The organism is Phormidesmis sp. 146-20 (genome assembly GCF_052939475.1).
The window spans coordinates 23,596-49,695 of record NZ_JBJPHT010000020.1; the positions used below are offsets into that span (position 1 = coordinate 23,596).

Annotated in this window: 38 protein-coding genes; 3 read left to right on the forward strand and 35 right to left on the reverse strand. The window is 50.1% G+C overall.

Features of this window, described 5'->3' with window-relative positions; genetic code table 11:
* Positions 1 to 30: 30 nt before the first annotated feature.
* From ACKFKH_RS16830 to ndhN, 3 genes are all read right to left on the reverse strand, one after another.
* Complete coding sequence (locus tag ACKFKH_RS16830) at positions 31 to 1,812, reverse strand: R3H domain-containing nucleic acid-binding protein (protein ID WP_446859571.1); 1,782 nt, start codon at positions 1,810 to 1,812, stop codon at positions 31 to 33.
* Between the two features lie 246 nt (positions 1,813 to 2,058).
* Entirely contained in the window at positions 2,059 to 3,234 is a 1,176-nt protein-coding gene (ldpA, locus tag ACKFKH_RS16835; RefSeq protein ID WP_446859478.1) for a circadian clock protein LdpA, read from the reverse strand.
* A 167-nt stretch (positions 3,235 to 3,401) separates the two neighbouring features.
* Positions 3,402 to 3,878 carry an NAD(P)H-quinone oxidoreductase subunit N gene (ndhN, locus tag ACKFKH_RS16840; RefSeq protein WP_446859479.1) on the reverse strand — a complete coding sequence of 159 codons (477 nt, stop codon included), beginning with the start codon at positions 3,876 to 3,878 and terminating at the stop codon, positions 3,402 to 3,404.
* A 365-nt stretch (positions 3,879 to 4,243) separates the two neighbouring features.
* Here ndhN and ACKFKH_RS16845 point away from each other — a divergent pair, with 365 nt between their 5' ends.
* On the forward strand, positions 4,244 to 5,344 hold the full coding sequence (locus ACKFKH_RS16845) for a tetratricopeptide repeat protein (RefSeq protein ID WP_446859480.1): 1,101 nt from the start codon (positions 4,244 to 4,246) through the stop codon (positions 5,342 to 5,344).
* 71 nt (positions 5,345 to 5,415) lie between these two features.
* On the opposite strand, the gene ACKFKH_RS16850 is transcribed toward ACKFKH_RS16845, so the two are convergent.
* The 32 genes from ACKFKH_RS16850 to rplC all read right to left on the reverse strand — a co-directional run bounded on the left by ACKFKH_RS16850 (position 5,416) and on the right by rplC (position 23,357).
* Positions 5,416 to 6,048 carry a type I restriction endonuclease gene (locus tag ACKFKH_RS16850; RefSeq protein ID WP_446859481.1) on the reverse strand — a complete coding sequence of 211 codons (633 nt, stop codon included), beginning with the start codon at positions 6,046 to 6,048 and terminating at the stop codon, positions 5,416 to 5,418.
* Positions 6,048 to 7,160: a peptide chain release factor 1 gene (gene prfA, locus ACKFKH_RS16855; RefSeq protein ID WP_446859482.1), complete on the reverse strand. Its 1,113-nt coding sequence runs from the start codon at positions 7,158 to 7,160 to the stop codon at positions 6,048 to 6,050. Before prfA ends, ACKFKH_RS16850 begins: the two co-directional genes overlap by 1 nt.
* A gap of 120 nt (positions 7,161 to 7,280) precedes the next feature.
* Complete coding sequence (rpmE, locus tag ACKFKH_RS16860) at positions 7,281 to 7,511, reverse strand: 50S ribosomal protein L31 (protein WP_446859483.1); 231 nt, start codon at positions 7,509 to 7,511, stop codon at positions 7,281 to 7,283.
* Between the two features lie 63 nt (positions 7,512 to 7,574).
* Positions 7,575 to 7,982 carry a 30S ribosomal protein S9 gene (rpsI, locus tag ACKFKH_RS16865; protein ID WP_446859484.1) on the reverse strand — a complete coding sequence of 136 codons (408 nt, stop codon included), beginning with the start codon at positions 7,980 to 7,982 and terminating at the stop codon, positions 7,575 to 7,577.
* Positions 7,982 to 8,437 (reverse strand): 50S ribosomal protein L13, encoded by a 456-nt coding sequence (gene rplM / locus ACKFKH_RS16870; RefSeq protein ID WP_446859485.1) that lies wholly within the window; start codon positions 8,435 to 8,437, stop codon positions 7,982 to 7,984. The genes rpsI and rplM overlap by 1 nt, the downstream gene beginning before the upstream one ends.
* Positions 8,438 to 8,471: 34 nt before the next feature.
* Positions 8,472 to 9,323, reverse strand: coding sequence for a tRNA pseudouridine(38-40) synthase TruA (gene truA / locus ACKFKH_RS16875; RefSeq protein ID WP_446859486.1), 852 nt, complete (start codon positions 9,321 to 9,323; stop codon positions 8,472 to 8,474).
* A gap of 4 nt (positions 9,324 to 9,327) precedes the next feature.
* Entirely contained in the window at positions 9,328 to 9,654 is a 327-nt protein-coding gene (gene rplQ / locus ACKFKH_RS16880; protein ID WP_446859487.1) for a 50S ribosomal protein L17, read from the reverse strand.
* Positions 9,655 to 9,758: 104 nt separating this feature from the next.
* Positions 9,759 to 10,706 (reverse strand): DNA-directed RNA polymerase subunit alpha, encoded by a 948-nt coding sequence (locus tag ACKFKH_RS16885; protein WP_446859488.1) that lies wholly within the window; start codon positions 10,704 to 10,706, stop codon positions 9,759 to 9,761.
* Between the two features lie 95 nt (positions 10,707 to 10,801).
* On the reverse strand, positions 10,802 to 11,197 hold the full coding sequence (gene rpsK / locus ACKFKH_RS16890; RefSeq protein ID WP_446859489.1) for a 30S ribosomal protein S11: 396 nt from the start codon (positions 11,195 to 11,197) through the stop codon (positions 10,802 to 10,804).
* Positions 11,198 to 11,306: 109 nt separating this feature from the next.
* Positions 11,307 to 11,690: a 30S ribosomal protein S13 gene (rpsM, locus tag ACKFKH_RS16895; RefSeq protein ID WP_446859490.1), complete on the reverse strand. Its 384-nt coding sequence runs from the start codon at positions 11,688 to 11,690 to the stop codon at positions 11,307 to 11,309.
* 89 nt (positions 11,691 to 11,779) lie between these two features.
* Positions 11,780 to 11,893, reverse strand: a complete 114-nt coding sequence (gene rpmJ / locus ACKFKH_RS16900; RefSeq protein ID WP_073069333.1) for a 50S ribosomal protein L36 — start codon at positions 11,891 to 11,893, stop codon at positions 11,780 to 11,782.
* A 98-nt stretch (positions 11,894 to 11,991) separates the two neighbouring features.
* Positions 11,992 to 12,219: a translation initiation factor IF-1 gene (gene infA / locus ACKFKH_RS16905; protein ID WP_446859491.1), complete on the reverse strand. Its 228-nt coding sequence runs from the start codon at positions 12,217 to 12,219 to the stop codon at positions 11,992 to 11,994.
* A 179-nt stretch (positions 12,220 to 12,398) separates the two neighbouring features.
* Entirely contained in the window at positions 12,399 to 12,947 is a 549-nt protein-coding gene (locus ACKFKH_RS16910) for an adenylate kinase (protein WP_446859492.1), read from the reverse strand.
* Complete coding sequence (secY, locus tag ACKFKH_RS16915; RefSeq protein ID WP_446859493.1) at positions 12,947 to 14,251, reverse strand: preprotein translocase subunit SecY; 1,305 nt, start codon at positions 14,249 to 14,251, stop codon at positions 12,947 to 12,949. The genes ACKFKH_RS16910 and secY overlap by 1 nt, the downstream gene beginning before the upstream one ends.
* A 126-nt stretch (positions 14,252 to 14,377) precedes the next feature.
* Entirely contained in the window at positions 14,378 to 14,863 is a 486-nt protein-coding gene (gene rplO / locus ACKFKH_RS16920) for a 50S ribosomal protein L15 (RefSeq protein WP_446859494.1), read from the reverse strand.
* A 61-nt stretch (positions 14,864 to 14,924) separates the two neighbouring features.
* Positions 14,925 to 15,446 (reverse strand): 30S ribosomal protein S5, encoded by a 522-nt coding sequence (gene rpsE, locus ACKFKH_RS16925; protein ID WP_446859495.1) that lies wholly within the window; start codon positions 15,444 to 15,446, stop codon positions 14,925 to 14,927.
* Positions 15,447 to 15,455: 9 nt separating this feature from the next.
* Complete coding sequence (gene rplR, locus ACKFKH_RS16930; protein ID WP_446859496.1) at positions 15,456 to 15,818, reverse strand: 50S ribosomal protein L18; 363 nt, start codon at positions 15,816 to 15,818, stop codon at positions 15,456 to 15,458.
* A gap of 3 nt (positions 15,819 to 15,821) precedes the next feature.
* Complete coding sequence (gene rplF / locus ACKFKH_RS16935) at positions 15,822 to 16,370, reverse strand: 50S ribosomal protein L6 (protein WP_446859497.1); 549 nt, start codon at positions 16,368 to 16,370, stop codon at positions 15,822 to 15,824.
* A gap of 168 nt (positions 16,371 to 16,538) precedes the next feature.
* Positions 16,539 to 16,940, reverse strand: coding sequence for a 30S ribosomal protein S8 (gene rpsH / locus ACKFKH_RS16940; RefSeq protein ID WP_446859498.1), 402 nt, complete (start codon positions 16,938 to 16,940; stop codon positions 16,539 to 16,541).
* A gap of 23 nt (positions 16,941 to 16,963) precedes the next feature.
* A complete protein-coding gene (gene rplE, locus ACKFKH_RS16945; protein ID WP_446859499.1) occupies positions 16,964 to 17,509 on the reverse strand; it encodes a 50S ribosomal protein L5 in 546 nt (181 codons plus the stop codon).
* Between the two features lie 101 nt (positions 17,510 to 17,610).
* Positions 17,611 to 17,958 carry a 50S ribosomal protein L24 gene (gene rplX / locus ACKFKH_RS16950; protein ID WP_446859500.1) on the reverse strand — a complete coding sequence of 116 codons (348 nt, stop codon included), beginning with the start codon at positions 17,956 to 17,958 and terminating at the stop codon, positions 17,611 to 17,613.
* On the reverse strand, positions 17,958 to 18,326 hold the full coding sequence (gene rplN, locus ACKFKH_RS16955; RefSeq protein WP_446859501.1) for a 50S ribosomal protein L14: 369 nt from the start codon (positions 18,324 to 18,326) through the stop codon (positions 17,958 to 17,960). The genes rplX and rplN overlap by 1 nt, the downstream gene beginning before the upstream one ends.
* A 17-nt stretch (positions 18,327 to 18,343) precedes the next feature.
* Complete coding sequence (rpsQ, locus tag ACKFKH_RS16960) at positions 18,344 to 18,595, reverse strand: 30S ribosomal protein S17 (protein ID WP_446859502.1); 252 nt, start codon at positions 18,593 to 18,595, stop codon at positions 18,344 to 18,346.
* Positions 18,596 to 18,653: 58 nt separating this feature from the next.
* The gene (rpmC, locus tag ACKFKH_RS16965; protein WP_446859503.1) at positions 18,654 to 18,866 is read right to left on the reverse strand and encodes a 50S ribosomal protein L29; all 213 of its coding nucleotides are present in this window, start codon (positions 18,864 to 18,866) and stop codon (positions 18,654 to 18,656) included.
* A 3-nt stretch (positions 18,867 to 18,869) separates the two neighbouring features.
* Positions 18,870 to 19,292: a 50S ribosomal protein L16 gene (gene rplP / locus ACKFKH_RS16970; protein ID WP_446859504.1), complete on the reverse strand. Its 423-nt coding sequence runs from the start codon at positions 19,290 to 19,292 to the stop codon at positions 18,870 to 18,872.
* A gap of 81 nt (positions 19,293 to 19,373) precedes the next feature.
* Positions 19,374 to 20,126, reverse strand: coding sequence for a 30S ribosomal protein S3 (rpsC, locus tag ACKFKH_RS16975; RefSeq protein WP_446859505.1), 753 nt, complete (start codon positions 20,124 to 20,126; stop codon positions 19,374 to 19,376).
* A gap of 43 nt (positions 20,127 to 20,169) precedes the next feature.
* Positions 20,170 to 20,526 (reverse strand): 50S ribosomal protein L22, encoded by a 357-nt coding sequence (gene rplV / locus ACKFKH_RS16980; protein ID WP_446859506.1) that lies wholly within the window; start codon positions 20,524 to 20,526, stop codon positions 20,170 to 20,172.
* 59 nt (positions 20,527 to 20,585) lie between these two features.
* Positions 20,586 to 20,864: a 30S ribosomal protein S19 gene (gene rpsS, locus ACKFKH_RS16985; protein ID WP_446859507.1), complete on the reverse strand. Its 279-nt coding sequence runs from the start codon at positions 20,862 to 20,864 to the stop codon at positions 20,586 to 20,588.
* Positions 20,865 to 20,885: 21 nt separating this feature from the next.
* Entirely contained in the window at positions 20,886 to 21,749 is an 864-nt protein-coding gene (rplB, locus tag ACKFKH_RS16990) for a 50S ribosomal protein L2 (RefSeq protein WP_446859508.1), read from the reverse strand.
* A 21-nt stretch (positions 21,750 to 21,770) separates the two neighbouring features.
* Positions 21,771 to 22,073, reverse strand: a complete 303-nt coding sequence (locus tag ACKFKH_RS16995; RefSeq protein WP_446859509.1) for a 50S ribosomal protein L23 — start codon at positions 22,071 to 22,073, stop codon at positions 21,771 to 21,773.
* The gene (gene rplD / locus ACKFKH_RS17000; RefSeq protein ID WP_446859510.1) at positions 22,066 to 22,698 is read right to left on the reverse strand and encodes a 50S ribosomal protein L4; all 633 of its coding nucleotides are present in this window, start codon (positions 22,696 to 22,698) and stop codon (positions 22,066 to 22,068) included. Before rplD ends, ACKFKH_RS16995 begins: the two co-directional genes overlap by 8 nt.
* A gap of 20 nt (positions 22,699 to 22,718) precedes the next feature.
* A complete protein-coding gene (gene rplC / locus ACKFKH_RS17005) occupies positions 22,719 to 23,357 on the reverse strand; it encodes a 50S ribosomal protein L3 (RefSeq protein ID WP_446859511.1) in 639 nt (212 codons plus the stop codon).
* Positions 23,358 to 23,962: 605 nt separating this feature from the next.
* On the opposite strand from rplC, the gene ACKFKH_RS17010 reads away from it, so the two are divergent.
* Both ACKFKH_RS17010 and ACKFKH_RS17015 read left to right on the forward strand, forming a co-directional pair.
* The gene (locus ACKFKH_RS17010) at positions 23,963 to 24,877 is read left to right on the forward strand and encodes a hypothetical protein (RefSeq protein ID WP_446859512.1); all 915 of its coding nucleotides are present in this window, start codon (positions 23,963 to 23,965) and stop codon (positions 24,875 to 24,877) included.
* Positions 24,878 to 24,887: 10 nt separating this feature from the next.
* Positions 24,888 to 26,069: a BREX system ATP-binding domain-containing protein gene (locus ACKFKH_RS17015; RefSeq protein ID WP_446859513.1), complete on the forward strand. Its 1,182-nt coding sequence runs from the start codon at positions 24,888 to 24,890 to the stop codon at positions 26,067 to 26,069.
* Positions 26,070 to 26,100: the final 31 nt, after the last annotated feature.

Sequence of the window (26,100 nt, forward strand, 5' to 3'; positions counted from 1 at the left end):
TGCTTGAATTAAAACCCAACACTCAAAACATCAAGCCGGGTAGATTCGCAGCCGACGGTTGGGTTCTTCTCCAAAGCTGCGCGAGTTTAGGTGATAGTGTTCGACTAGCTCATGCTGCATCTTGCGAACGATTCCCGATCGCGGCAACAGTTCGACCGGCTGACCTTTGGGAATCACAATCTGCTCAACCGCCAGTCTGGCCTCTTCTAAGGCCTCGATTTCATCTTCACTATCTCCCCGCGCCAACAGATTGAGTTCTGCTTCATCAGGAAGGGCCGGGTCGTCCATGTTTAACAAGCGTCGCAGCGAGTGGGCGATTTGAGGAATGCTGCTAGCTTTGAGCGTGTGAATGGGAACTTGACGCGATTTTGCCAGGTGGCGCAGCTTTGAGTGGTTTTTGACGTGCGATCGCAGAGCCAGAACCGCATCCGCATTGTCGATATCTTTGGTGAGGACGATCGGCAAGTTCAGCGTCCGAATCACCTGATCCAACTGATGACGACTGACCCCATAAGGATAGATATGCAGCGGCAATTCTTCACCGTTAGGGCCGGGAATATAAACGCCTTCCTCAGATTGCATCTCAGCCAGATCAGTCCTCTGATAGTCAATCTGATTGAGAGAAGCATTCAGCAGTTGCTCAAAGGTTTGCTGCTCGGCGGTGGGAGTTGCGATCGGTTTCAGCTTGCCCGATGATCGCCAGCCGCGTCCTTGAATCGGAGGCGTGAAAAACCCTTCCTGCGGATTGGGCGCTAACGAAAGCGGATTGTTGCGAACGCCATTTTTTGATCGAGCCGCAGGCACTTCTGGAACGGTAGGCAACTCATGAGTAACCGTGACGCTGCCGTCTGGGTTCACCGTTCTGACTTCTGGTGTGGGCTGTCTGCCTCGGAGAATGCTATCGATCGTCTCCGCAACATGTTCGTGAACTACCCATTTTTGCCGCTCGGTCATTTCAACCGCGATATCAAAGGTGGGCGGGGCTTTGCGTTCCAAAACACTTTTTTGACTGCCGCGCCGTCTCGCTTCTTCGTCTCCCAACGTCACGGATTGAATGCCGCCAATGAGATCCGAGAGGGTCGGGTTCTTAACCAGATTATCGAGACGATTGCCGTGAGCCGTACCGACAAGTTGAACGCCTCGTTCTGCGATCGTTCTGGCGGCCAGCGCTTCTAATTCAGTGCCAATCTCGTCGATCACAATCACTTCAGGCATGTGGTTTTCAACCGCTTCGATCATCACCTGATGCTGAAGTTCAGGACGCGACACTTGCATTCTACGGGCACGACCGATAGCTGGATGCGGCACATCGCCATCGCCCGCAATTTCGTTAGACGTGTCAATGATTACCACTCGCTTTTCTAACTCGTCAGCCAGAACGCGGGCAATTTCTCTCAGGGCAGTAGTTTTGCCCACTCCAGGACGACCCAACATGAGAATTGATCGCCCACTTTCCACCAGATCACGAATCATGCCGATCGTGCCAAACACGGCTCGACCCACCCGACAGGTCAGACCAATCACTTCGCCGCGCCGATTGCGGATAGCGCTGATTCTATGTAAAGTTCGCTCAATGCCCGCGCGATTGTCTCCACCAAAATCTCCAACTCTGGCAATGCTTTCATTTAGATCGCCCTGAGAAATCAGCGTTTCAGACAAATATTCTGCCTTGCCAGGAAATCGAGCTTCGGGGCGACGACCGAGATCCATCACAACTTCTACCAGGCTGTCTCGCTGAGGATGGTGGTCTAGTTGCTCACGAATCTGATCCGGCAGAATGCTTAAAAGCTTTTCAAGATCGTCAGTTTGCATGGTTTCCGCAAAGGGGCTTTTAGAGGGGTCTGTGAGAGCGGGTGACGGATACCCGTTGGCAGACGGTGAGGCGTGATTCAAAGATTCAGAACTGACCGTATCGGAGGAGTGTAAGTTGCGATGATTCACCATGACAGTATGTGAAACAGCTTGAGAAAGAGAACAGCAAAACAGCCTGTGAGTTAGCGTAAGGAATTTTTGCCGTGAATAGATGTATCGTGAAGCACTTGAATGATTAAGAAGGGATCATTTTTTTTGAGCAGATGATTTGAGCGGGGAAATCAAGGTGTGCGCTAACTCAACGGCTTGCCAGAGAAGGTCAGGAGTCGCTTCGAGCCGGGTAGCCGATCGCATCCGTGTAAAACCCTCACGGTCGATCGCAGAAGCAGTTCCCAAAACTCCGCTGTGTTGACGAACGCTGGCAAAATCTACTTGAGCAGTTTCCATGACTTCGAGTTGGTTGAGAACGGGTAGTAACAGGCTCCGCGCATAGCTTCCGTAGGCAATTCCTGAAATCTTTCTTAGTACAATTGTACCATTTTTATCTGACGACCGCTCTAAAGTTTTCAGCTTAGGAACCGTGTGAGCATTCGTGCCGCCCGCCAGTTGCACATATCCCGGCAGATTGGCAGCAAGAACTTTTTGACCCAGTTTGATGCAGGCTCGCGTCGCCCCATCTCCAATATCGCCACTCATCGGCCGACCGTCTGTTTGCCAAATTAGCGCACAGGACAAAGGCGCAATGACTTCATGCAAGGCCCACAAATAATCAATCAAACCCTCCCCATCCGGGCAGCTAATTGCTAGAAGCTTGAGGTGATGAATCTGGGGAGAAATTGCTTTCCACAGTCGTTTGAAATCTTCTAACCGTCCAGTCTGAGTATGAATCTCGATCGCATCCACACCCGCCTGCAAAATCAGAGGCGAAATGACTTCCGGAGTGTAGACGTACGATCGGGCAGAAATATTTTGAATCGGACAAATGGGAATACAGCGACCACAGCCATAACAAAGCGCATCGATCACACCGGAGAACTGGTTTTGAAAGACGATCGCCTCAGCCGGACAAACGGTTTCACAGGGTTTTGGGCAATCACTCGGACAATTTGCCACTTGAAACTCTGCTTTCCTGAAGTGCGGGTCTTCGCCATCATTTAGGCTCACCATCAGCCAGGGTGATTTTCCTGCCGCAAAGCCTTTTTGCTTCGCCATTTCAGCAAGATTGTCTGCGACTGCCAGTGCTTCTCGCGCAGTCGAAATGATTGCAGGGTCAGCCGCGACATCGATACAGTCAGCCCCCGCAAGGGCATATGCCAGCGTCAGACTCCGAATGGCTGGAAGGTGTTGGAAACTCGCTCCACAAATGAGCTTAAACCAGTGACCTTCGCTTAGAGATCGTAAGGGGTGTAGGAGATCAGTCACTCCTTTATGCTAATGCGCGAATTTGAAAATTACGACCTGATCGCCAAAATTTCTTACTACAGAATGATCCCACCCTTTCTTTGACCGTTGAATGTGTCGTGAAAAGGTGGGATTTTGAAGTGAGATATTCTAATTTAGGCGTGGACTTAAGCGGCGATCTCTTCGAGTTACCCGCAAGGGGTCGTATCTTTGAGCGGTGCCCAACGGAAGTAACGTTCTCCGCCCACTTCGATCACAATTTTGAGGCGAGGCTCGATCGTCGGCAAATTCGCCAAATATTCAAGTTCCTGATTGGAGAGAATGTGTCCCTCAATGATCCACAAGAGCAGCCCTTTGGATTTGGCAGGTAGGTTATCAATCTGAGTGCTGACGATCGGGGGAATGAAATATCTTTCTCCAACCGCTGCCCCAGACCCAGAACTCTTCTTGCCCAAATGAGGCGGACGCACGCCATGCACGCCAGTCAGATACATTGCCACATCGCCCAACCCTCTGGCAGTAATGCTGAGCGAACTGTAGCCTGATGCGCGAATTCTCCGCCGATAGCGCCCTTCAAACCCACCTTCTAGGGGAACGTAGGCTGCGATCGCGCCAAATTTTTCTAAATCCTTGATCAGTTGACCGCCCGTTGTAATCAGTGGCATAGCCGTTTTTCCTCAGTTCTGTGCAGCTTCTAACAAAAATAGTAGTTCTGAATAGTGACATTCTACTGTTCACGGAGTCTCGGTATTGATTGAAAACTTCTATGCGAACGATTGGAGCGATGCATCATCTCCAAGCTTGAAGTCCCAAAATTTGACGGTATTCGCTAGAAATTGTGAGTCTGCTGTTGTCGCCAATTATGGATTTGCCCCCGCATTAGATCACAAGATTTTCTTGATTCTAGTTTTTTGCGGGAACTTGAGTTTTCTGCATGTAGAGCATTTTAGTTGCTACCCAATTTGTTATGAGAATCCAACCCCGGATCGCTTTGACAATTTCACTTTGCTTGCTGTCTGCTGGTTCTGTGATGGCTCAACCTAAGCCAACTACCTCACCGCAACAACCAACACCCAGTTCTACAACTTCAATTCGGTTGGAAAAAGAGCTTGAAAAAACTCAGTTTGAGAACATTCGGTTGGAAAAAGAGCTTGAAAAAACTCAGTTTGAGAACATTCGGTCGGAAGCGTATAAGATTGCGCGAGAACAGGTTGACCAACGGATTGACCAAGCGTTTGGAAGACTATCTACTGCTCTCACAATACTGTCACTTGTAGCGGCGCTTGTACTGTGGGCGTTTCGTCAAAGCATAATGCGTGATCTAGAGAATCAGTTAAAAAAGCAATTCAAAGAGCAGATTGATGAAAATCTTAAACACGTAGTAGAAGCACAGCTAGAAAATGGAGTAAGGTCAGAATTTAATAATCAAAAAGAGGCATTTAGCAAAGATTTCGAGGAACTGATGCTAGATTGCTCCATCAAGAAAGAAGAAATTTTACATGGGCTTTCAGTAATACTGCCATCAATACAAGAAACACTCAGTTTTGAAGAATCTCAAAGCACACCCAAGCGACAACAAGAACTTCAAAAGTTTACCTCACAACTTAATCTTCTGTCCGCAATTCCGCAGTTGTTCACAGCAGAAGACCATATCAAGCAGGGACAAGCTTTTTACTTTGAGTCTCGATATGATGACGCACTTGCTTCCTATGAAAAAGCCGCTCAAATGAAACCCGACTACCTTGATGCCTGGTTTGGTAAAGGCAAGGCATTGAGAAGGTTGAGACGATATAAAGAAGCAGTTATCGCTCATGAAAAAGTTATTCAAATAGATCCTAATCACTATTCTGCATGGGTTGAAAGAGGTTCTGCTCTTAGATGGTCAAAGCAGCCTAAAGAAGCAATTCTGTCATGCGAGAAGGCTATTGAGATCAAACCTGATTACGCTAGGGCTTGGTATAACAAAGCGTGTTATCTTTCGTTAGAAATTGAAATCGAACTAGCAGTTGAAAGCTTGAAAGAAGCAAGTAAACTTACGCCAGATGGCAAATATAGAACAATGGCACAAACTGATTCAGACTTTGACTCGATTAGAGACGACGAACGATTTAAGAAACTGCTTAACATTTAGCGTTCATTGTTGATAAACGATGAGATCGTCCCACTTCAAAAAGTTAGAACGATCGCTTACTAATATCATTCCTAGATGATTACCTGACCAATTCGCCTCAGAACTTGCGTTGCGTTATATAGTTCTCTCGATGACGTAAAAGGCGCAAACACCCGCGAAAGTGAATATTGGGAAACCTCACCCTGAGTTAGCTTTACAAAAAGAATGTCATCTCCATTCGTAATCATGCCAAAGCCAGGTTGATCAGGGTGAGGACTTGCCATGAGATAGGTCAGCGCTTGAGGTAAAGCAGCCAAGATAGCAAGAGTCGTTTTCTTGGATTCTAAAATTACAACCCAGAACTGGTTTTGCATCACCAAGACATCGATCCGCCCCCGCAAAACCTCTTCATCATCATCTAACGTGATCTGAACCGTTGGCTCTGCTTTCACCTTAAACGGCGGATCATAAAATCCTGCTACAGCCAAAAGTGGCGAAGCCATCAGCAAAGAGACAGTCCCTTCTAATAAGTCGCCATCAGTACGGTGATACACATATCTTCGTCGAAGCGTGTCCAAAGCTTCCCGATCGACATCCGTCAGATCAGGTAACCCTTCAATCCACTCTTTAAAGAACTGCTCATCTTCAGTCCGCCTCAACCCAAACTGATTTTCAGCTTCGGCTAAAGTTGTAATGGCATCAGTGATGGCAGTAATTTGAACCATCAACTCACCGCTGCTTGGTTTCCACTCTCTGCTGCCAAGGCTTCTAGTCGCTCTTGCTGGTCTTGAGAAATGCAGCTTTGAATCAACTCTTCCAGGTCGCCCTCCAACACAGGCGGCAGCGAAAAGTTTTTGCCCAAACGGTGATCTGTGACGCGACTATCTTTGTAGTTGTAGGTACGAATCTTTTCCGATCGCGATCCCGTCCCCACCTGAGACATCCGCAGCGAGGTCACTGCCTCTTGCTGTTCTTGCAGCTTCAGTTCATACAGTTTGGCTCGGAGAATCTGCATCGCTCGTTCGCGGTTTTGCAGTTGCGATCGTTCCTCAGTGCAAAAAATCCGAATTCCAGTTGGCTTGTGTCGTAAATCAACGGCAGTTTCTACTTTGTTGACGTTCTGACCACCCGCGCCACCCGATCGCGCTGTCGTCAATTCAATATCTTTGGGGTCAATGTGAACTTCCACTTCGTCTACTTCCGGCATCACTGCCACCGTTGCGGTTGACGTGTGAACTCGTCCCGACGCTTCGGTTAAAGGAACCCGCTGGACTCGGTGAACTCCCGCCTCAAATTTCAGTTCGCTGTAGACGCGATCGCCCTGAATCTCCAGAACCGCTTCCTTAAAGCCGCCCATGTCTGCTAGAGATTCACTCACCAGCTTCACTTTCCAGCGCTTCGTCTCCGCATAGCGAGAATACATCCGCAGCAAATCACCCGCCCAAATGCTGGCCTCGTCGCCACCTGTGCCAGCCCGAATTTCCAACATGATGTTTCTGTCATCGTTCGGGTCGCTGGGCAGCAGCATCACTTTCAGGCGAGTTTCCAGGTCATTGAGACTTTGCTGAAGTTCTTCGGCTTCCATTGTCGCCATTTGTTGTAACTCGTGATCGCCTCCCGACTCTTTCACAATTTGTCGGGCATCGGCGAGATCCTGCTGCGTTTTGCGCCAGGTTTCATAGGTGTTGACAACTCCCTCTAAAGAAGAACGCGCCTTTGCCACCTCTTGAAACTCAGTCGGATTTTTAGCCGTATCAGGATCACTCATCCGCCGAGTCAACTCATTAAAAGTCTGCTCAACAGAGTTCAATTTGTCAATCAGGTAAGATTCAGCCATGAAACTAGAAAAGTAGGGTTAACAGCTAGGCTCCACGATCGGTTGGAGCGATCATCGGAGAGATTGAATCCAGAAGTCGGACATCAATCCAAACTCTAAAATCCAAACCGCCTAGCTTGGCTACTTTGCTTGTCCGGCTGAGTCGTCCGTCATGCCATACTTCCGCAAGAATCGTTCCACACGACCCTCGGTATCAATAATCTTTTGCGTCCCGGTAAAGAATGGGTGATTGCCAGACCACACGTCAACATGCAGTTCGGGCTTGGTGGAACCGATGGTCATGACGACTTCGCCATTACAGTAGACTTTTGCCTCTGGGTACCACTTGGGATGAATGTCAGGTTTGGGCATCGAAATTTCTCCAATCTTTCTAGATCTATTTTAGCTTTTAGCAGTCTGCTGTGAGCCAGCTTCCTACCGTTTCGAGAACTGAGGAGCCTTACGCGCTTTCCGCAGACCGTATTTCTTCCGCTCTTTGGCACGGGGATCACGAGTCAGGTAGCCTTCCGTCTTCAAAGGCTTACGGTTTTCAGGGTCAAGCTGACACAGGGCACGAGCCACACCGAGACGAATCGCATCCGCTTGTCCCGTCAATCCGCCCCCGTGAGCATTCACGAGAATGTCATACTCACCTTCGAGTCCCAAGGTTTCCAGGGGAGCTTTTGCCGCTGAAATATACTCAGGATTGAATTGAAGATACAGATCTCCAGCTTTACCGTTCACTGTCAGCGTTCCATCACCCGGAACCAGACGAACTCTGGCCACCGCAGACTTACGGCGACCTGTGCCAAGATAAACGACACGACCTTCAGTGGCTTGCATTAGCTATCTTCTCCGGGAATGGTATTGATTTGTAGAACTTGAGGCTGTTGGGCGGCATGGGGATGAGCCGCTCCCGCATAAACTTTCAGCTTGGTAAATAGTTGGCGACCCAGAGAATTTTTGGGCAGCATTCCTTTCACCGCATGTTCGATGATTCGCTCTGGAATTCGAGCTTGCAGTTTGTCAAACGTCTCGGTTTTCATTCCACCAGGACGCCCAGAGTTGCGGCGATAGATCTTCTGAAAGCGTTTTTTCCCGGTCACATCCACTTTCTCAGCATTGATGACGATTACAAAATCGCCTGTATCCATCGAAGGGGTATAAGTAGGCTTGTTCTTACCGCGTAAAATCATCGCGATTTCAGTGGAGAGTCGTCCCAAGCGCTGATTGGCTGCATCAATGACGTACCAATTGCGTTCTAGAGAATCGACAGGAGGGAGATAGGTCTTTTCCATGATTTCTTCAGTCTTGTAAAATTTTGCGATCGAGCTAACTCAAGCAATACTCTAAATCGGTCGGACTTGGCAGAACTAGCCTCGGCTGGCTATCAAACCAGACATCGGGCGAGAAGGGCGAGTCAGGATAGCCAACCCTCAACAAACACAAGCCTTGAGACGGGGCAGCGTATTTCACTTCTTCTCGACGTTCCGCCGTCCAGAGTTGGGTGAAGTCATCGGGCGATCGCTCTCCTCGCCCCACCTGCACCAGCAATCCCACCAACAGCCGCATCATTCCATACAAAAAGCCGCTGGCCTGAACTTCAATGTACAAAAAGGCTCCCTGACGCTGACACTCTGCCGCCTGAACATCCACCCAGGAATGCGGACGACTCGATCCCGCACGATGAAAGGCTGCCAAATGATGCCGACCCAGCATCGGATTCAGCGCCTTCTGAATCAGCGTCTCATCCAACGGCTCATAGTAATAGTGCCAAGCGTAAGGCGCGACAAACAGATTGGGACGGGCATCCGTAAATAGCGTGTAACGGTAACGTCTCCACACCGCAGAAAATCGAGCGTGCCAGGTCGAATGAACTGAAGTCGAGGCGCGAATCAGAATATCGTCAGGCAAACGAGAATTTAAAACATCTGCCCAACGATGAGCCGGAATCAGAGTTTCGGCATCAAAATGGACGACTTGGGCGGCTGCGTGAACGCCTGTATCAGTTCTTCCTGCTGCGTGAATCACCACTGGGCGGTTAAGAACCGATCGCAGCGCCGTCTCAATTTCTTCCTGAACGGTTCGCTGATTCGGCTGACGCTGCCACCCATGAAAACGAGTGCCCAAGTATTGAATAACTAAGGCAATGCGTTGAGTTGGTTGGGGTTGAGCAGCGAGCATGAGGTTAAGTCAATTCGATGTACGCCATTTCTGCGTTGTCGCCGCGTCGGGGAACAGTTCGGATAATCCGGGTGTAGCCACCTTGGCGATCGGCGTACCGTTCTGGAGCTTGCTCAAACAGGGCGTGAACCAGTTGTTTGTCGAAGATGTATCCCATGGCTTGACGACGGGCCGAGAGGGAACCGTCTTTAGCGAGGGTAATCATCTTTTCGACTTCAGGGCGCATGGCCTTGGCGCGAACTTTGGTCGTCTTGATTCGACCGTTGCGGATCAGTTCAGTGGTAAGCGATCGCAAGAGCGCTTTACGCTGATCCGCAGGTTTTCCAAGCATGGGAACTCTGCAACGATGACGCATAACAAGTTTATAAGTAGAGGGACTTCGTTCCAAATTCTAAGTTCCAGGCTAATGACTCAACCCAGAACTCAAAACGGATTTTAGTTGGACTTTTGGGATTTCTCTTGAGGCAGAGTAATTCCTAACCGTTGCTGTAAGGCTTCGACCACTTCTTCGGCCGACTTTTGCCCGAAATTCTTTATTTCAAGCAGGTCTTCCTGGCTGTAGTCGAGCAGGTCAGCAACTGAGTTAATTTGCGCCCGCTTCAAGCAGTTGTAAGCGCGAACCGAGAGTTGAAGCTCTTCGATCGGAATCTGACTTTCTGGCCCGTCCTCTCCAGTGAAATCATCATCGGCAGGTTCAGAAGGAATGTCTTTAAGGGGATTGAACAAATCAACCAAGATGTTAGCAGCCTGACTCAACGCTTCTTGAGGCGTTAAGCTGCCATTTGTCCAAATCTCCATCAGTAGACGGTCTTTCTCAGTCGCACCGCCGCCTCTCGCATCTTCAACACTGTAATTCACCTTCCGAACGGGCATGAACACAGAATCAATCTGCAAAAAGTCCAGCGCTGCGGTTTCCTCACGATTTTTGTCAACCGCTCGGTAACCTTTGCCTTTCTCAATTCTGAACTCCATTTCCAGCGTAGAACCCGCCGAAAGCGTTGCAATATATTGATCGGGATCGACTAGCTCCACCTCAGCCGGGAGATCGAACTGCTCGGCCGTCACCGTCGCAGGCCCTTGCACCAGCAATCGACCAATCTGAGGTTGAGCAGAATAGCTCTTAAAGACCACCTTCTTCATGTTGAGAAGAATGTCTAGAACATCCTCGCGTACCCCTGGAATGGTGGCAAACTCGTGAGAAACGCCCGCAATCCGAACAGCCGTTGCTGCGGTTCCTTCCAGGTTTGACAGCAAAACCCGCCGCAAAGCGTTGCCAACGGTCGTGCCTTGACCCCGCTCTAGCGTCTCTAAAATAAACTTGCTGTACTGGCTCTGGTCTTTGTCCGTTGTGGACTCTACACATTCAACCTGAAACTGTGCCACGGAGTGACCTCCCTTCTCCTTGATCGTGAGGGCTTTCCCTCATTTGACTCAAACCCGAACCTTTTCTGGATAGCTGGCAAACACAACCCAAACGCTTAGACTCGACGACGCTTGGGTGGACGGCAGCCATTGTGAGGAATCGGAGTGATATCACGAATCAGAGTAATTTCTAACCCTGCCCCTTGTAGTGCCCGAATCGCGGTCTCTCGACCGGCTCCCGGCCCGCTGACCATCACTTCTAACTGACGCATTCCTTGATCCATTGCGCGACGGGCTGCACTTTCTGCCGCAGTTTGAGCCGCAAAAGGTGTTCCTTTCTTCGCACCCTTGAATCCACTGGAGCCAGCAGAGGCCCACGAGATGACTTCGCCACCTGTATCAGAGATGGTGACGATCGTGTTGTTAAACGTTGATGAAATGTAAGCCACGCCGCTGGGGACGTTTTTCTTTTGCTTACGGGGGCCAGTCTTTCTGGTTGGTTGTCTCGCCATGTCTAAACTCTGATCTAAGGTTCTAAATGAGTGCTGAGAAGGGACTTCAGACTCTAAACGATGGACTTTGGACGAATCCAAAATCTCAGGTCTAGAGTCTGGAGTCTACTTATTTCTTACCGGGCGCTTTCTTCTTACCGGCCACAGTTCGACGACCACCGCGACGAGTCCGGGCGTTGGTGCGAGTTCGTTGTCCGCGAACGGGTAAGCCAAGACGATGACGACGACCGCGATAGCAGCCGATATCCATCAACCGTTTGACGTTCAGGTTGTCAAATCGTCGTAAGTCACCTTCGACTTGATAACCACTTTCGACCGCTTCTCGAAGGGCCGAAACATCCGCATCGCTCAAATCTCTAACGCGAGTATCCGGGTTCACGCCTGTTTTGGCGATCACTTCTTTTGCTCTGGTGAGTCCAATTCCGTAAATGTATGTCAGACCAATCTCAACGCGCTTATCGCGGGGAAGGTCTACTCCGGCAATCCGTGCCACGCTTCTCTCTCCCTATACTGAATTGCTTGAGGATGTAGATATTACCCTGCTTGCCTAGAAGTCCCCTTCCTCTGAGGCAAGTCTACCAACTAACCTTGGCGCTGTTTGTGCTTAGGATTTTCACAAATCACCATCACACGACCCCGACGGCGGATGACGCGGCACTTTTCACAAATCTTCTTGACTGACGCTCGAACTTTCATGCCTTAACCTTGGCAACACTGCAACAAACACAACATCCTAACAATTTTTTATAGTTTTTGTCAAAGGTAGATTCCGCTACAGCCTTTTAAAACCATTTTTATTTTTTGTTTCGCAAGCGATAGGTAATTCTGCCCTTGGTCAAGTCGTAGGGCGTAAGTTCAACCTTGACGCGATCGCCCGGCAAAATCTTAATGTAGTTGCGACGAATCTTGCCAGAAATATGAGCAAGAACGTTAAAGCCGTTATCCAAATCGACGCGAAACATTGCATTCGGCAGGGAGTCAACCACCGTCCCTTCCATTTCAATCAAATCTTGTTTAGACAAACTGTTTTCCTCCGTTACAACAAAACATTTTTGGAGTCAAGAGAGTTTACACCATCTTTTCCAGTTTAGAGCATTAAATTTGCTTTCTGCATATCAGGAAGGTGACCATATCAGAAAACAAGGGGTAGAACCCACCGCAGCTAAGAAATTGGGAGCGGGCCGACTCATTAAGTCTTGTGCTAAACAATCTCTTTTAGGGCAGTCGTGACTTCTTCCAGTGGGCGATCGCCGTCAACCGTGGTCAAATTCTGGTGAGCTTCGTAGTATTTGATCAGGGGTGCGGTTTGCTCCCGGTAAACCTCTAAGCGACGGCGAATCACTTTCTCGCTATCGTCCTTGCGTCCGCGACTCAACAAACGCTCTACCAGGGTTTCGTCTGGAACGTCTAAATTGACGACGCGATCAAGGGTCTGACCCAGTTCCGTGACTAATTCTGCTAGAGAGTCGGCTTGGGCTACATTACGCGGGTATCCGTCTAGAATCCAGCCAGCCTCAGCATCCGACTCTCCCAATCGTTCTCGAATCAGGTCAATCACAAGCTGATCCGGAACAAGTTCTCCCCGATCCATGTATCCCTTGGCTTTGACTCCTAGGGTTGTCTGCCCAGCAACCGCCGCTCGTAAAATTTCGCCTGTGGAAATATGAGGGATCTGTTTAAGGGAAGCCAAGACCATTGCCTGGGTACCTTTGCCTGCTCCGGGTGGGCCTAGAAAGATGAGTCGAGCCACTACTGTTTCACCATTCCTTCGTATCTCTGGGAGATGACGTAAGTTTGAATTTGTTTCGCCGTGTCAATCGCGACCCCAACCAGAATTAGGAGTGAAGTTGCGCCTAACCCCTGAAAGGTTGGAACCCTAGTTGCGCTCTCCACGATCGTAGGGACGATCGCGACCACTCCTAGAAAGATCGCACCCAGAAATGTCAACCGATTTAAGACTCGCTCAATGTACTCAGTCGTCGCCTTTCCGGGACGAATTCCTGGAATACTTGCACCCATCTTCTTCAAGTTCTTTGACATCTCATCGGGCTGAACCACAAGCGAAGCATAAAAGTAGCTGAAGAAGAGAATCAACACAAGATAGACAAGATTGTGTGCCCAAGAAGTCGGCCCCAAATAAGTTCCAAGAAACTGGCTGACGGACGCATTTTGGAGCGCCTGAGCAACCAGCGCCGGAAGAGTCAGAACCGTAGAGGCGAAAATGATCGGCATGACCCCACCCTGGTTAAGGCGGAGCGGTAGATAGCTGCTTCTTTCTAGATACTGGCGACGACCAACCTGACGGCGGGCTGAAATGATCGGAATTCGACGAGTGCCCTCTTGAACAAAAACAATTCCAATCACCATCGCCAGGAACACAAGCAGTAGAATCACAACACCACCCACAACGCTGCGATCGCCACTCTGCGCTAACTCAAATGTTTTTCCTAACGAAGTCGGCAAGGTTGAAACGATGTTTAAGAAAATCAGCAAGGAGGCCCCGTTTCCAATGCCTCGCTCCGTAATGACTTCACCAACCCACATCACAAACATTGAACCCGCAGACAGCGCCAATGCCGTTTCAGCAACAAATAGGGGGCCTGCATCCAGCGCAAAAGGACGAAGTAGCCCGATCGCCAACAGCGAACTTTGAACAATTGCTAACCCTAACGCCACATAGCGAGTGATTTGAGAAATCTTGCGCCGTCCGGCTTCTCCTTCATTCTTCTGCAAGTCTTCTAACTGTGGGATTGCCGTAGTCAGTAATTGCAAAATAATCGAGGCGTTGATAAACGGCAAAATCCCCAGTGCAAAAATCCCCAGGGTTCTCAGACCACCGCCAGCAAACAAGTCAACAAAACTGAGAGCCGAGTTTCCCGAAATGTTGGCAGCAAAAGCGGCCCGATCGATCCCCGGTAGCGGAATATAAATCCCCAGGCGAACCAGAATCAGTAAGCCGATCGTCAAGAGCAAACGCCCTCTAAGTCCGGCAGCTTGAGCCATCTGAGAAAAGGTTTCCTGAGCGGTTGGAGCTTTATCTCGACTAACGACCATAAAAGAACACCTCGTACATATATTCGTAGCCTAGCAGACCGATTTGCCCAGTTCCAGAAGGTGCTTATTTTGAGACTAGAAAGCGCCACCCCGGCAAGGATGACGTTTAGTGATCTGTTGAAACGGCTATGCTTTCACCTTGGGGGCACGATGCCAGGTTGGTTTGGGTTCCAAGACTTCACAGGTGCCGCCAGCTGCTTCGATTTTAGCGCGGGCACCCTCTGTAAAGCTGGTCGCTTGGACGTTCAGAGCTACAGACAAGTCTCCGTCACCCAAAATTTTCAGCGGACCGTCATCTTGAGTGACAATGCCCACTTCCATCAAGGAAGCCAGATTAACCCCTGTGTTAGCAGCAAGCTCCGCCAGGTCGCCCACATTGATCACAGTGTAGTTTTGCCGATTGATCACAGTGAAATACTTGCGTTTGGGTAGTCGGCGATACAGAGGCGTTTGTCCGCCTTCAAAGCCTGGGCGAGTCGGGCGACCGGAACGAGACTTTTGACCCCGCATTCCAAAGCCGCAGCTTGCACCTTGTCCAGCAGCAATGCCTCGACCGACTCGACGGCCACGTTTGGTTGCACCTTGTTGAGGCGCTACATCATCGATTCTCATAGTGTTTAGTCAGTGCTAATGAAAGTTTCTTGACCTAATCTCTCGACTCAATCTTGAGAGACTAAGCGTAGAGGTTTTCGACTGGAACACCCCGTTCTTCAGCCACTTCCGCGAAGGTTCGCAGTCCATCCAGCGCACTGACCGCCGCCCGTGCATTGTTGAGCGGATTGCCAGAACCAAGCTGTTTGGCCAGAATGTTCTTCACGCCCGCAAGTTCGAGAACCGTCCGAACGGCTCCCCCAGCAATTACCCCAGTCCCTGGAGCCGCTGGACGCATCATTACTTTTGCGCCGCCACCGCTGCCATTGGTTGGATGAGGAATTGAATTGGATTTGGTCAAAGGGACTTCTACAAGATGCTTCTTGCCATCCGCAACGCCTTTCTTAACCGCGCCGATGACATCGCTGGCCTTACCAACGCCGACCCCGACTTGACCCCGCTCGTTACCGACGACGACGATCGCCCGGAAGCTCAGTTTTTTACCGCCCTTGACGACCTTCGTCACCCGGCGAATCTGAACCACCCGCTCTTGCCAGTCCGATTTCTCTTCACGAGGCTTGTTACTTTTACGACCTTTTGCCATGAGTTTCTCCTAGAAATTCAAACCAGCTTCACGGGCAGCGTCTGCCAATGATTTGACCCGACCATGATAGAGATTGCCACCGCGATCGAAGACCACCGACTGAATGCCCTTGGCGATCGCGCGTTGCGCTACCAGCTTACCCACTTCTGCCGAAGCTTCCTGATTTGCGAATGATTCGAGCTTTTCTTTCAGTTCGGGATCAAGGGTCGAAGCCGAAGCCAGCGTATGTTGAGCCGTGTCATCGATCACTTGAGCATAGATGTGCTGATTTGATCGAAACACTGCGAGACGAGGGCGTTCTGAAGTACCTTCGACGCGCTTACGAATGCGAGTGTGACGACGGCGAGTGGAGTCTTTACGATTCAGTTTCATGGCTTATTTCTTCCCTTTACCACCGGACTTACCAACCTTGCGTCTGACCGCTTCGCCTGCATAGCGAATTCCCTTCCCTTTGTAGGGTTCGGGAGGGCGAACGGCGCGAATTTTGGCTGCTGTATTGCCGACAATTTCTTTATCAATTCCGCTGACAATCACGTTTGTGTTGCCTTCCACTGCAAGCTGAATCCCGTCTGGAGGCGGAATATCAACAGGCTTACTGTATCCGACGTTGAGGATCAGGTTTCTTCCCTGCACTTGGGCCCGATAGCCCACGCCTTGAATCTCCAGACGACGCTGGAATCCCGTGGATACGCCCTCGACCATATTGGCCACAAGCGTGCGGCACAGACCATGACGCTGACGAGCCGCACGAGACTCATCCCGACGCTTGACTTCGACCGTTGTCCCTTCCTGTTCCACAATCACTTCTGGGGGAAGCACTCGTGAAAGCTCACCCTTGGGGCCTTTGACCGCCACATGCTGACCATCGATCTTGACCGTCACCTTGGCGGGAATATCAATGAGACGTTTACCAATCCGAGACATAGCTGAATTACCTTTATTGATAGAAGCGTTTAGCTGTTAGCGGCGGACTTGAGACTTGAGACTCTAGCCTTTGATCGTGATTTTTAGCTTGATCCAGTCCAACGTCTAATGCCTGAGATCTAGAGTCCAATTCGCTGTGAGCCAAACAGCAACGAATAATATCCAGACTTACCAGACGTAGCAAAGAACCTCACCGCCGACTCCAGTCCGTCGAGCTTCCCGATCGGTCATAATGCCGCTAGAAGTCGAGACAATTGCAATGCCAATTCCACCCAGCACACGGGGCAGTTCCTTCCGGTTGACATAGACGCGCAGACCGGGTTTGCTGACTCGTTTCAAGGCTGTGATAATCGGTTTGCGGTTTTTACCTTTGTATTTTAAGGATAGAACGAGCCGTCGATCGACCCCTTCGCCCGATTCTTCATAGCCCGAAATAAACCCTTCAGCCTGTAGCACTTTGGCAATGCTGTGAGTCATTTTGGTACATAGGACTTCCGTGGTTTGATGCCGCGCCAAACTTGCGTTGCGGATGCGCGTCAGCATGTCTGAAATTGTGTCGTTAGCCGCCATAGTTCCCTCTTAATGAAACTGCATCAATTTTCTCGAAAAGGCATACCCATTTCTTTAAGCAGGGCGCGACCTTCTTCGTCGGTGTTTGCAGTTGTGATGATTGAAATGTCCATCCCGCGAATCTGATCAATGCTGTCGTACTCGATCTCTGGAAAGATCAGTTGCTCTCTCAGACCGAGGGTGTAGTTGCCACGTCCGTCAAAGCTTTTGGGGCTAATGCCTCGGAAGTCACGAATGCGAGGAAGTGAAAGGTTGATCAAGCGATCGAGAAACGCGAACATGCGATCGCCTCTCAGCGTCACCATCACCCCAACGGGCATTCCTTCTCGGATTTTGAAGCCTGCGATTGCTTTTTTGGCACGAGTCACGACGGGTTTTTGTCCGGCGATCGTCGCGATCTCATTGATAGAAGCTTCTAGCGCCTTGGCATTCTGTGACGCTTCGCCCAATCCCCGGTTGATCGTGATTTTGGCCACCTTCGGAACTTGGTGGACGTTCGTGTAGTTGAATTGCTCCGTGAGTTTCGGGACAATTTTTTCTTGATACTGATCTTTTAATCGTTGTGCCATAGTTTCGAGTCCTTGCCCTGGGCTTGGTCAGGGATATAGTTTCGAGTTTTGAGTTTCGAGCGCTGAGGTTAAAGAACCTAAACGTTGGAACTCAAAACTCTTTAGTCGATGATTTCGCCTGTTTTCTTCAACATCCGCACTTTCTTGCCGTCCGAGTTGATCGTGTGGCAAACGCGGCTGGCGACTTTTTGCTTTTCGGAATAAAGCATGACGTTGGAGCTATGAATTGGGGCTTCTTGAACCACAATCTGACCCGATTCACCTTCTTGCTGAGGCTTGACGTGCTTGGTGCGAAGGTTTACACCTTTGACAATGACTTTGCTCGTCTTAGAAATCGTTTGCAGGATTTCGCCCACTTTGCCCTTGTCGCTTCCAGCAATCACCTGAACGGTGTCGCCTTTCTTGACGTGCATTTTGTAACGAACAGCGGGTTTTTGTTTAGTCGCCATTACAGAACCTCCGGAGCGAGGGAAACGATTTTGGTAAAGCTCTTGTCGCGCAATTCACGAGCTACCGGGCCAAAGACGCGAGTGCCTCTAGGATTGCCATCCGCGTTGATGATCACGGCGGCGTTGTCATCAAACCGAATACTCATGCCGCTGTCCCGACGCATCGTGTGTCTGGTACGGACAATCACCGCCCGAACCACATCAGACTTTTTGACCGCCATGTTTGGAATGGCATCTTTAACGACCGCAATGATCACGTCACCGACTCCGCCATAGCGACGATTACCGCCACCAATCACACGGATACACATCAGCTTACGTGCGCCACTGTTGTCCGCTACGTTGAGATAACTTTCTTGTTGAATCATGTCTAAGTCCCTCGTGTTTAACCTTTAAAGGCAGTACTCAGGATTTCAGACACAACCCATCGCTTAGTGCGGCTGAGGGGTCGAGTTTCCTGAATGCGAACGCGATCGCCTTCCTTGCACTTATTTTCTTCATCGTGGGCTTTGTACCGCTGGGTTCGCACCACGATCTTGCCGTATTTAGGGTGAGCCGATCGGTTTTCAACCGCCACAACCACCGTTTTGTCCATCTTGTCGCTGACAACTAAGCCAACTCTTTCCTTTACTGCCATTGAGATACTCCAGTTGAAATAATGAAGGATGAATGGGAATGATTTCAGGTTCAGCCTTCTAGCTTTCAGTCGGTTTCAACTGCCGTTCTCGCTCAACGGTCAGCAATTGAGAAAGCTGATGTTTTGCGTGCTTGAACTGGTGAGGCTTTTCTAATTGGCGAGTGCCCTTTTGCATTCTCAGGTCAAATAATTGCCGTTTAACTGCAACGATCTGATCTGCCAATTCCTGGTCACTCAAGTTTTTAGCGTCTTCAAATTTGGGAAGAGGCATAATTTAGGACTCCTCCGAGGCTTCGCGTGTGATGAACTTCGTTTTGATCGGCAGCTTGAAGGATGCTAGACGCATGGCCTCACGAGCCGTCGCTTCGGGAACGCCTGCGATCTCAAACAAGATCCGACCGGGTTTAACTACTGCCACCCAAAATTCGGGCGCACCTTTACCAGAACCCATCCGAGTTTCTGCGGGACGCATCGTGATCGGCTTGTCTGGGAAAATCCGAATATAGATTTTGCCACCCCGACGGATGTAGCGGGTCATTGCTCGACGACTGGCTTCAATCTGACGAGAGGTGATCCAGCTTGGCTCTAAAGCCTGTAAACCAAAATCACCAAAGTTCAGGTCGGCTCCACGAGTCGCCATTCCTCTCATTCGTCCGCGCTGCTGTTTGCGGAATTTTGTTCTTCTTGGGCTTAACATGACTCAGTACCTATGGAGTGAGGAGTGAGGAGTGAGGAGTGAGGAGCGAGAAGGATTGGTTCATCCCTCATCCTGTGTCCTTTAACCCTCGTTCGATCGGTCTTCAAATTGTTGGCGACGACGCTGTTGACGACGACGGGGTTGGTTGGTCGGGGCGGCCTCGATTTCGCGATCTTGTCCAGGAATGATTTCACCCTTGAAGACCCAGATTTTAATCCCCAACGTTCCGTAAATCGTTTGAGCGGTGACGTAGGCGTAGTCAATATCGGCTCTCAACGTGTGGAGTGGAACACGACCTTCACGAGTCCATTCGGGGCGAGCAATTTCAGCCCCATTTAAGCGACCGCTCACTTGAATCTTGATGCCTTCAATGCCAGCCCGTTGAGCGCGTTGAATCGCCTGACGCACGACCCGCCGGAAGGAAACCCGACGTTCTAGCTGTTCAGCAATGTATTCCCCAATCAGGGCAGCATCGGCATCGACGCGAGCCACCTCGACCACATTGATGCGGATCTGGCGATCGCTATTTCCCAAAGCGTCTTGCAGTCCAGTTCTTAGCGTTTCGATCCCAGCGCCACCGCGACCAACCACGACCCCAGGACGAGCTGTGCGAATTTCTAAGTCAATCTGATCGGCTTTGCGCTCAATCCGAATTTCCGAAATTCCCGGCTTCTTCAAGTTGTCAAGATTTTTCGGATTCTTGATGAAGAAATGGCGAATCTTGGCATCTTCTTTGAGCAGATCAGGATAGCGGGCGAAGTCAGCATACCAACGAGAACCATGCTCCTTGATGACTCCTAGCCGAAATCCATTTGGATGAATTTTCTGTCCCATACGTTCCTCTAAAAGCAGTTTAAGTCGTCAGTCGGGAAGCGAACTAGGAGTCGGCACCCGGAGCCACCGCGACCGTGATATGACAAGTCGGCTTGCGAATTTGGTAAGCCCGTCCTTGCGCTCTCGGTCTGAATCGCTTGAGTGAAGGGCCGGCATCTGCAAAAGCTTGGCTCACCACCAAACTTGCTCGATCGAGTCCTTCATTGTGTTCCGCATTAGCCGCGGCTGATCGCAGTACCTTCAAAACCGGATCACAGGCGCGATAAGGCATGAATTCCAGAATGATCAGCGCTTCTCGATAGGAGCGGCCCCGAATCTGATCCAACACTCGGCGCACCTTGTGGGGTGACATGCGGATGTAACGTGCGATCGCTTTAATTTCAGTCGTATCAGTAGCCATAGTTTTCTCCTTGAGCAGTTAGCGGATCAGTCATTGACCGTTCGCTAACCGCCTTTCTCCTATCGACGTGCCTTTTTATCGCCACCCGCATGACCTCGGAATGTCCGAGTGGGTGCAAATTCGCCCAGCTTGTGACCCACCATTTGTTCAGAGACGTAGACGGGGACGTGAGTTCGACCGTTGTGAACGGCGATCGTATGTCCAATCATCTGAGGCAAAATGGTCGAAGCTCGTGACCAGGTTTTGATCATTTGTTTGTCGCCTCTGGCATTGAGCGCTTCGATCTTGCTCATCAGATGGTCGGCAACAAAGGGGCCTTTTTTAAGTGAACGTGCCATATGTAGGTCTCCCTAAGTGAATTACGATTCCCGTCCGCCGCGTCCCCGCTTGGAAGACTTACGACGACGACGCACAATCAGAGAACTGCTTGCCTTCTTCTTGTTGCGAGTTTTGCGCCCCAGGGCTGGCTTACCCCAAGGTGTCACCGGGCCGGGACGACCGATCGGGGCCCGACCTTCTCCACCACCATGAGGGTGATCCACTGGGTTCATCACACTACCGCGCACTTGGGGACGACGGCCTTTGTGACGAGTGCGACCCGCTTTACCCAGGCTGACGTTTCTTGCATCGATGTTGCCAACTTGTCCGATCGTCGCGTAGCACTCTTTGCGAACCATGCGAACTTCAGTCGAAGGCAGCTTCAGCGTTACATAGTCGCCCTCTTTAGCAGCCACTTGAGCAGAAGCACCTGCGGCTCTGGCCATCTGCCCCCCTTTGCCGGGAACGAGTTCGATATTGTGAACGATCGTACCCAGAGGAATGTTTTCTAACGGAAGAGAATTGCCCACTTCGATCGGCGCATCTGCCCCAGCCCGAATCACCGTGCCAACTTTCAAGGTGTGGGGATGAAGAATATAGCGCTTCTCACCATCTTGATAAAACAGCAGAGCCAGACGAGCGTTGCGGTTGGGATCGTATTCGATCGCGGCTACTCGTGCCGGAACGTTGAGCTTGTCGCGACGAAAATCGACAATTCGATAAAGCTTCTTGTGTCCGCCCCCGCGGTGACGACAGGTGATTACGCCCCGGTTATTGCGTCCCTTATCTCTGTGCTTAGAAGTCGTTAGAGACTTTTCAGGCTCAGTTTTGGTGATTTCTGCAAAATCGGGGATCGTGCGCTGACGGGTGCCAGGGGTATAGGGACGATAAATTCGGATGCCCATAACTTGCTACTCTCAGGGATTCTAAACTTCTGGGAACAGTGTGATCGAGTCCCCAGATGCCAGGGTGACGATCGCGCGTTTGTATTGAGGCTTATGACCTGCAAACTTACCGACGCGACGCGCTTTGCGAGGGGGCATCAGGGTGTTGATTCCGACGACTTTGACATCGAAGAGAAATTCGACAGCCGCTTTGATTTCGGGCTTTGACGCTCTGGGAGCAACCTCAAAGGTGTATTGGTTGTCTTCCAGCAGACGGGTCGCTTTCTCTGTGATAATTGGGCGACGAATCAGATCCGCTAGATAGCGGGGGTTAAAGTCACTCACCGTATACCTCCTGAATCATCGTGATAGCAGAAGCCGTAGCCACGATTTTGTCTGCGTTCAACACGTCAAAAACATTGAGGTTGTTCGCTGAAATCATTCTCAGCTTCTCAATATTGCGGGCAGACAGATAAACTGTTTCGTTTCTTTCAGCCACAATCAGCAGCACTTTAGAATCGGGTTCGACTCCCCAGCGCGTCAGGGCCTGAGTCATTTCTTTCGTCTTGGGACGAGAAAGCTGGTCGGCAAAATCCTGCACCACAATTAAGTCTTCAACCCGACTTTGAAACGCCGTCCGCAGCGCCAACCGTCGCTCTTTGCGATTCATTTTAATCGTGTAATCTCTAGGCTTTGGCCCAAAGATCACACCGCCGCCCCGCCACAAGGGAGAACGATTGGAACCTGCACGAGCGCGTCCCGTTCCTTTTTGTCTCCAGGGTTTGCGACCGCCGCCTCTCACTTCTGCGCGAGTTTTGGTGGAAGCGGTACCCTGACGCTGGTTTGCCAATTGACGCACCAAGGCTCTATGAACTACCCCTTTGGCGGTTTCTGCTTTAGCAACCTTGAGGTCGATCGAGGCCTGCCCCGATTCGGCTCCCTGCCAGTCTTTTACTACACAATCAACCATTGTCTTTTCTCCTTCCTGCCCTAGCGACCCACTTTCTTAGCGGGCATAATTTGCACCAGAGCGCCGGGCTTACCGGGTACCGCTCCTTTGATCAAGATCAGGTTGCGATCGACATCCACGCGCACCACGGTCAATTTGCGAATCGTGACTTGCTCGTTGCCCATCTGACCCGCCATCCGCTTACCAGGATAGACTCGTCCAGGGGTGGTGCCTGCTCCAGTCGATCCGGGAGCGCGGTGGTTTTTGGAACCGTGAGCCATCGGCCCGCGTTTGAAGTTGTGGCGCTTTTGGTAGCCTGCAAATCCTTTCCCAATGCTGGTGCCGATCACATCAACGATTTGGCCCGCTTCAAACAGGTCTGCTTTCAGAGCTTGACCGAGTTCGTAGTCGGTCGGAGGTGCGTCGAGGCGCAGTTCGATCAGATGGCGCAGGGGCGCAGAATTTGACTTAGCAAGGTGTCCGAGTTCGGGCTTGCTGAGGGCTTTGACTTTGGTTTCACCGAATCCGATTTGCAGGGCTGAATAGCCATCTGTTTCGGGAGTTTTGACCTGGGTAATGGGGCATGGGCCAGCTTGAATAACGGTGACAGGAATGGCTTTTCCTGTGTCGTCAAAAACTTGGGTCATGCCGAGTTTTGTGCCGAGAATACCGACAGCCACTTGACTGGTCTCCTTTTCTACACATCTGGAAGGATGAGGGATGAGGGATGAGGGATGAAAGGGGAGACGGAAGCTCTTCGTTCATTTCTCGATCGATCGTCCGTTCAGCACTTCCGTTTGAACATGTCAAAACCGCGATTTTGGATCGCAGCTTCGCTTTTCCAGAACGGATTCTACGGTCGGAAGACCAGAAGAATCATACCTTTCGGCGTTTTGAAAGGCAGCGGATTCCGCGTTTTTAGGAAACTTGGGCGTTTTGGCAAAGCACCTTAGAGAACACGCTGGCTCTGGTACTTACTCCAACCCGGACTTGAGAGGTAAACCAATCAGTATCCGCTTTGAGGTTGGGTTGAAACGCTTAGGCTGGGAACAAATTCCCGGGGAAAACTTTTCGCCTCTTTGCCCGAAGTTTCTTTCGCAATTTCCCTCATACGAGACGAAAAACCTTGCAAATTGTGAGCTTCAAACTTACGCTTATCACTCAAACTTGGCTGCTTCCTCTTAGAAATCGCACTTTCAGAATTTTAGCCACAGTCCAACAGTATAGGACAGGATTGGTAAAACCGTCTACTCATTTCCTAAATTTCTTTGTTGTCGTCGTTGCAATGTCGAAAGACACCGATTTCCCAGCTTTGAGAGTTCCAGAGACAGAAGAGGCAAAACGTTTGCACATTAACAATTTGAGATACGATGATGGACATTCAATCTCACCGTCTCAGATTATGGAACCGTTGGACGAGGCAGAAAAAACAACGATCGCTGAACTGGATGCCACTTTCAAACGACTGGTAAAAGTCTGGTCTGCGGTCAAAAAATCTCGCAAGGAATGGGACTTTAAAACCTCCTCGCAAACTTTAGAAGTGCTGACAGAGGAGTTGACTCGGCTGGACGATCGTTGGCAAGACCAACAAGCGGTGATTCAAAACGCCCTGCAAGCGGATCAAGACATTGTGCAGTCGGAGACGTATCCAGCCGAGGTTGAGAACGCCCTCAAAGCGGCGGGAGTGCCTGTTAGAGGTGAGTTTCCCGTCTATGAATTTCCGCCCTTCAAGCTAACCTTCAGCCGCGATCAGGGTGTGGTGAAATTGAGCATGGGACGGCGATCGCAGCAGACCAAAGCCTTTGCGCCTGATCAACTTGCGACCTGGGTTTCCGGACAATATAGCCGCGTGATCAACAGCAAATTTGACTCGACTCGGTTCTGTCGGGAGCTGTTGAGTGCCTATGAAACGCTCAATCGTCTGGCGCTGCAAAACAATGAGGTGCTCTGGGGACACTCCGTTTCGCTGAAAGAGATTTATTGGCTCTTGACGCTGAAGCAATCTGTGAGACAAGACTATCCCGAACCGCTATTTACTTACGATCTGGCGCGATTGAAAGAACAACCTCAAATTCGCTACGATCGCTACCAGTTTGATTTAGAACCTTCTCGCGAAACGGCCAAGACTTTATTGCTAATCAATAGTCAAGGACAAGAAAGCCGAGTTGGGACGTTAGCTATTCACTTAATTGAAGGGTGATTTTGCGTCGATGCAAATTGATGAGTTAGATATTGAAACCATGCTGTCGGGCAAGCCTCCCGTTCATGAAGAACTGCTGGCGGCAATGACGTTGGGGCGCGATCGCTGGCTCAATCACTTACGCGATCATTATCTAGCCAATTACATTGCCGATGGGGGCAGCAAGGTCAAAGTTCTAGTTGGCGGTACGGGAACGGGCAAAACTCATCTATTGCGATGTGTATTACAAGATGCTCAAGCGATCGGCTATCAAACGGTCTATCTCTCTGCACGAGAATATCGGTTGAATGATTTAACTGGATTTTATCGAGCGATCGTTCAACAACTTGACAAACAAAAGTTAGTCAGTGGCTTATGTCAACTGGTGATCAAAAAGTTGGGATATGGACAATATGATGATAGCGATAACATTCTCTCAATTTTAATTGAAGATCAAGGATTGACTCGTGACTTAGCCGTGCATGAGATTAGACGAGCGATCGGGATGACATTGCGCGATGTTGACTTCGGATCTTCTTTTCGAGCCTTTGCCCATCATGTGATCAGCAATCGGTTAGTCAATGGTAACGAAGACAGCATTAAGGTAGGACTGAAATGGCTTGCTGGCGAGAAGTTAGAGCGTCATCAAAAACAAGCGACATTGTTATATGAACGACTGCAAAAATCAAATGCGCGCTATTGGTTAAATTCCCTGATCCGACTCCTTCACCTTGCAGGCATGACCGGATTAGTGGTGGCGATCGACGACCTTGAAGCCATGACCGAACGCCATCCTGAAACTCGCCGCTTTAAATACACTGCCAATGCGATCAAAGACACCTGCGAACTATTTCGTCAAATCATTGATGATGTAGAACTATTGGATCACTTTCTACTGTTGTTAGCAGGACGACGCGACATGATCGACGACGATCGTCGTGGGTTCAAAAGTTACGAAGCGCTCTGGATGCGGCTGCAAACGGGACTGTTGCCCATCGATCGCTTCAATCCACTGGCCGACATTGTAGATACCGACATTCATCTAGTCGCGCAGGGCAGAAGTTTTCCTGATCAAGTGCAAGCTCGATTAAAAGTGCTATTTGAGGAGGCAGGATATGAAGTGAGCGATCGAGAACCTCCTGATCTCTATGAATACAGTCAACTACAAGCCAAAGTGATTGAAACAACGCTAATGGCGCTGGATGAAGTGTAATGAATTTAAAGAACTGTGTGAAAAAAGAGAC

Excerpts from the sequence above, each read along its gene's own strand:
- ACKFKH_RS16830 (WP_446859571.1), bottom strand. The coding sequence starts at position 1,812 with ATGCAAACTGACGATCTTGAAAAGCTTTTAAGCATTCTGCCGGATCAG.
- ndhN (WP_446859479.1), bottom strand. The coding sequence starts at position 3,878 with ATGCCACTGATTACAACGGGCGGTCAACTGATCAAGGATTTAGAAAAA.
- ACKFKH_RS16845 (WP_446859480.1), top strand. The coding sequence starts at position 4,244 with ATGGCTCAACCTAAGCCAACTACCTCACCGCAACAACCAACACCCAGT.
- ACKFKH_RS16850 (WP_446859481.1), bottom strand. The coding sequence starts at position 6,048 with ATGGTTCAAATTACTGCCATCACTGATGCCATTACAACTTTAGCCGAA.
- prfA (WP_446859482.1), bottom strand. The coding sequence starts at position 7,160 with ATGGCTGAATCTTACCTGATTGACAAATTGAACTCTGTTGAGCAGACT.
- rpmE (WP_446859483.1), bottom strand. The coding sequence starts at position 7,511 with ATGCCCAAACCTGACATTCATCCCAAGTGGTACCCAGAGGCAAAAGTC.
- rpsI (WP_446859484.1), bottom strand. The coding sequence starts at position 7,982 with ATGCAAGCCACTGAAGGTCGTGTCGTTTATCTTGGCACAGGTCGCCGT.
- rplM (WP_446859485.1), bottom strand. The coding sequence starts at position 8,437 with ATGGAAAAGACCTATCTCCCTCCTGTCGATTCTCTAGAACGCAATTGG.
- truA (WP_446859486.1), bottom strand. The coding sequence starts at position 9,323 with ATGCTCGCTGCTCAACCCCAACCAACTCAACGCATTGCCTTAGTTATT.
- rplQ (WP_446859487.1), bottom strand. The coding sequence starts at position 9,654 with ATGCTTGGAAAACCTGCGGATCAGCGTAAAGCGCTCTTGCGATCGCTT.
- rpsK (WP_446859489.1), bottom strand. The coding sequence starts at position 11,197 with ATGGCGAGACAACCAACCAGAAAGACTGGCCCCCGTAAGCAAAAGAAA.
- rpmJ (WP_073069333.1), bottom strand. The coding sequence starts at position 11,893 with ATGAAAGTTCGAGCGTCAGTCAAGAAGATTTGTGAAAAGTGCCGCGTC.
- secY (WP_446859493.1), bottom strand. The coding sequence starts at position 14,251 with ATGGTCGTTAGTCGAGATAAAGCTCCAACCGCTCAGGAAACCTTTTCT.
- rplO (WP_446859494.1), bottom strand. The coding sequence starts at position 14,863 with ATGAGAATCGATGATGTAGCGCCTCAACAAGGTGCAACCAAACGTGGC.
- rpsE (WP_446859495.1), bottom strand. The coding sequence starts at position 15,446 with ATGGCAAAAGGTCGTAAAAGTAACAAGCCTCGTGAAGAGAAATCGGAC.
- rplR (WP_446859496.1), bottom strand. The coding sequence starts at position 15,818 with ATGAAACTGAATCGTAAAGACTCCACTCGCCGTCGTCACACTCGCATT.
- rplF (WP_446859497.1), bottom strand. The coding sequence starts at position 16,370 with ATGTCTCGGATTGGTAAACGTCTCATTGATATTCCCGCCAAGGTGACG.
- rpsH (WP_446859498.1), bottom strand. The coding sequence starts at position 16,940 with ATGGCGGCTAACGACACAATTTCAGACATGCTGACGCGCATCCGCAAC.
- rplE (WP_446859499.1), bottom strand. The coding sequence starts at position 17,509 with ATGGCACAACGATTAAAAGATCAGTATCAAGAAAAAATTGTCCCGAAA.
- rplX (WP_446859500.1), bottom strand. The coding sequence starts at position 17,958 with ATGGCGACTAAACAAAAACCCGCTGTTCGTTACAAAATGCACGTCAAG.
- rplN (WP_446859501.1), bottom strand. The coding sequence starts at position 18,326 with ATGATTCAACAAGAAAGTTATCTCAACGTAGCGGACAACAGTGGCGCA.
- rpsQ (WP_446859502.1), bottom strand. The coding sequence starts at position 18,595 with ATGGCAGTAAAGGAAAGAGTTGGCTTAGTTGTCAGCGACAAGATGGAC.
- rpmC (WP_446859503.1), bottom strand. The coding sequence starts at position 18,866 with ATGCCTCTTCCCAAATTTGAAGACGCTAAAAACTTGAGTGACCAGGAA.
- rplP (WP_446859504.1), bottom strand. The coding sequence starts at position 19,292 with ATGTTAAGCCCAAGAAGAACAAAATTCCGCAAACAGCAGCGCGGACGA.
- rpsC (WP_446859505.1), bottom strand. The coding sequence starts at position 20,126 with ATGGGACAGAAAATTCATCCAAATGGATTTCGGCTAGGAGTCATCAAG.
- rplV (WP_446859506.1), bottom strand. The coding sequence starts at position 20,526 with ATGGCTACTGATACGACTGAAATTAAAGCGATCGCACGTTACATCCGC.
- rpsS (WP_446859507.1), bottom strand. The coding sequence starts at position 20,864 with ATGGCACGTTCACTTAAAAAAGGCCCCTTTGTTGCCGACCATCTGATG.
- rplB (WP_446859508.1), bottom strand. The coding sequence starts at position 21,749 with ATGGGCATCCGAATTTATCGTCCCTATACCCCTGGCACCCGTCAGCGC.
- rplD (WP_446859510.1), bottom strand. The coding sequence starts at position 22,698 with ATGGTTGATTGTGTAGTAAAAGACTGGCAGGGAGCCGAATCGGGGCAG.
- ACKFKH_RS17010 (WP_446859512.1), top strand. The coding sequence starts at position 23,963 with ATGTCGAAAGACACCGATTTCCCAGCTTTGAGAGTTCCAGAGACAGAA.
- ACKFKH_RS17015 (WP_446859513.1), top strand. The coding sequence starts at position 24,888 with ATGCAAATTGATGAGTTAGATATTGAAACCATGCTGTCGGGCAAGCCT.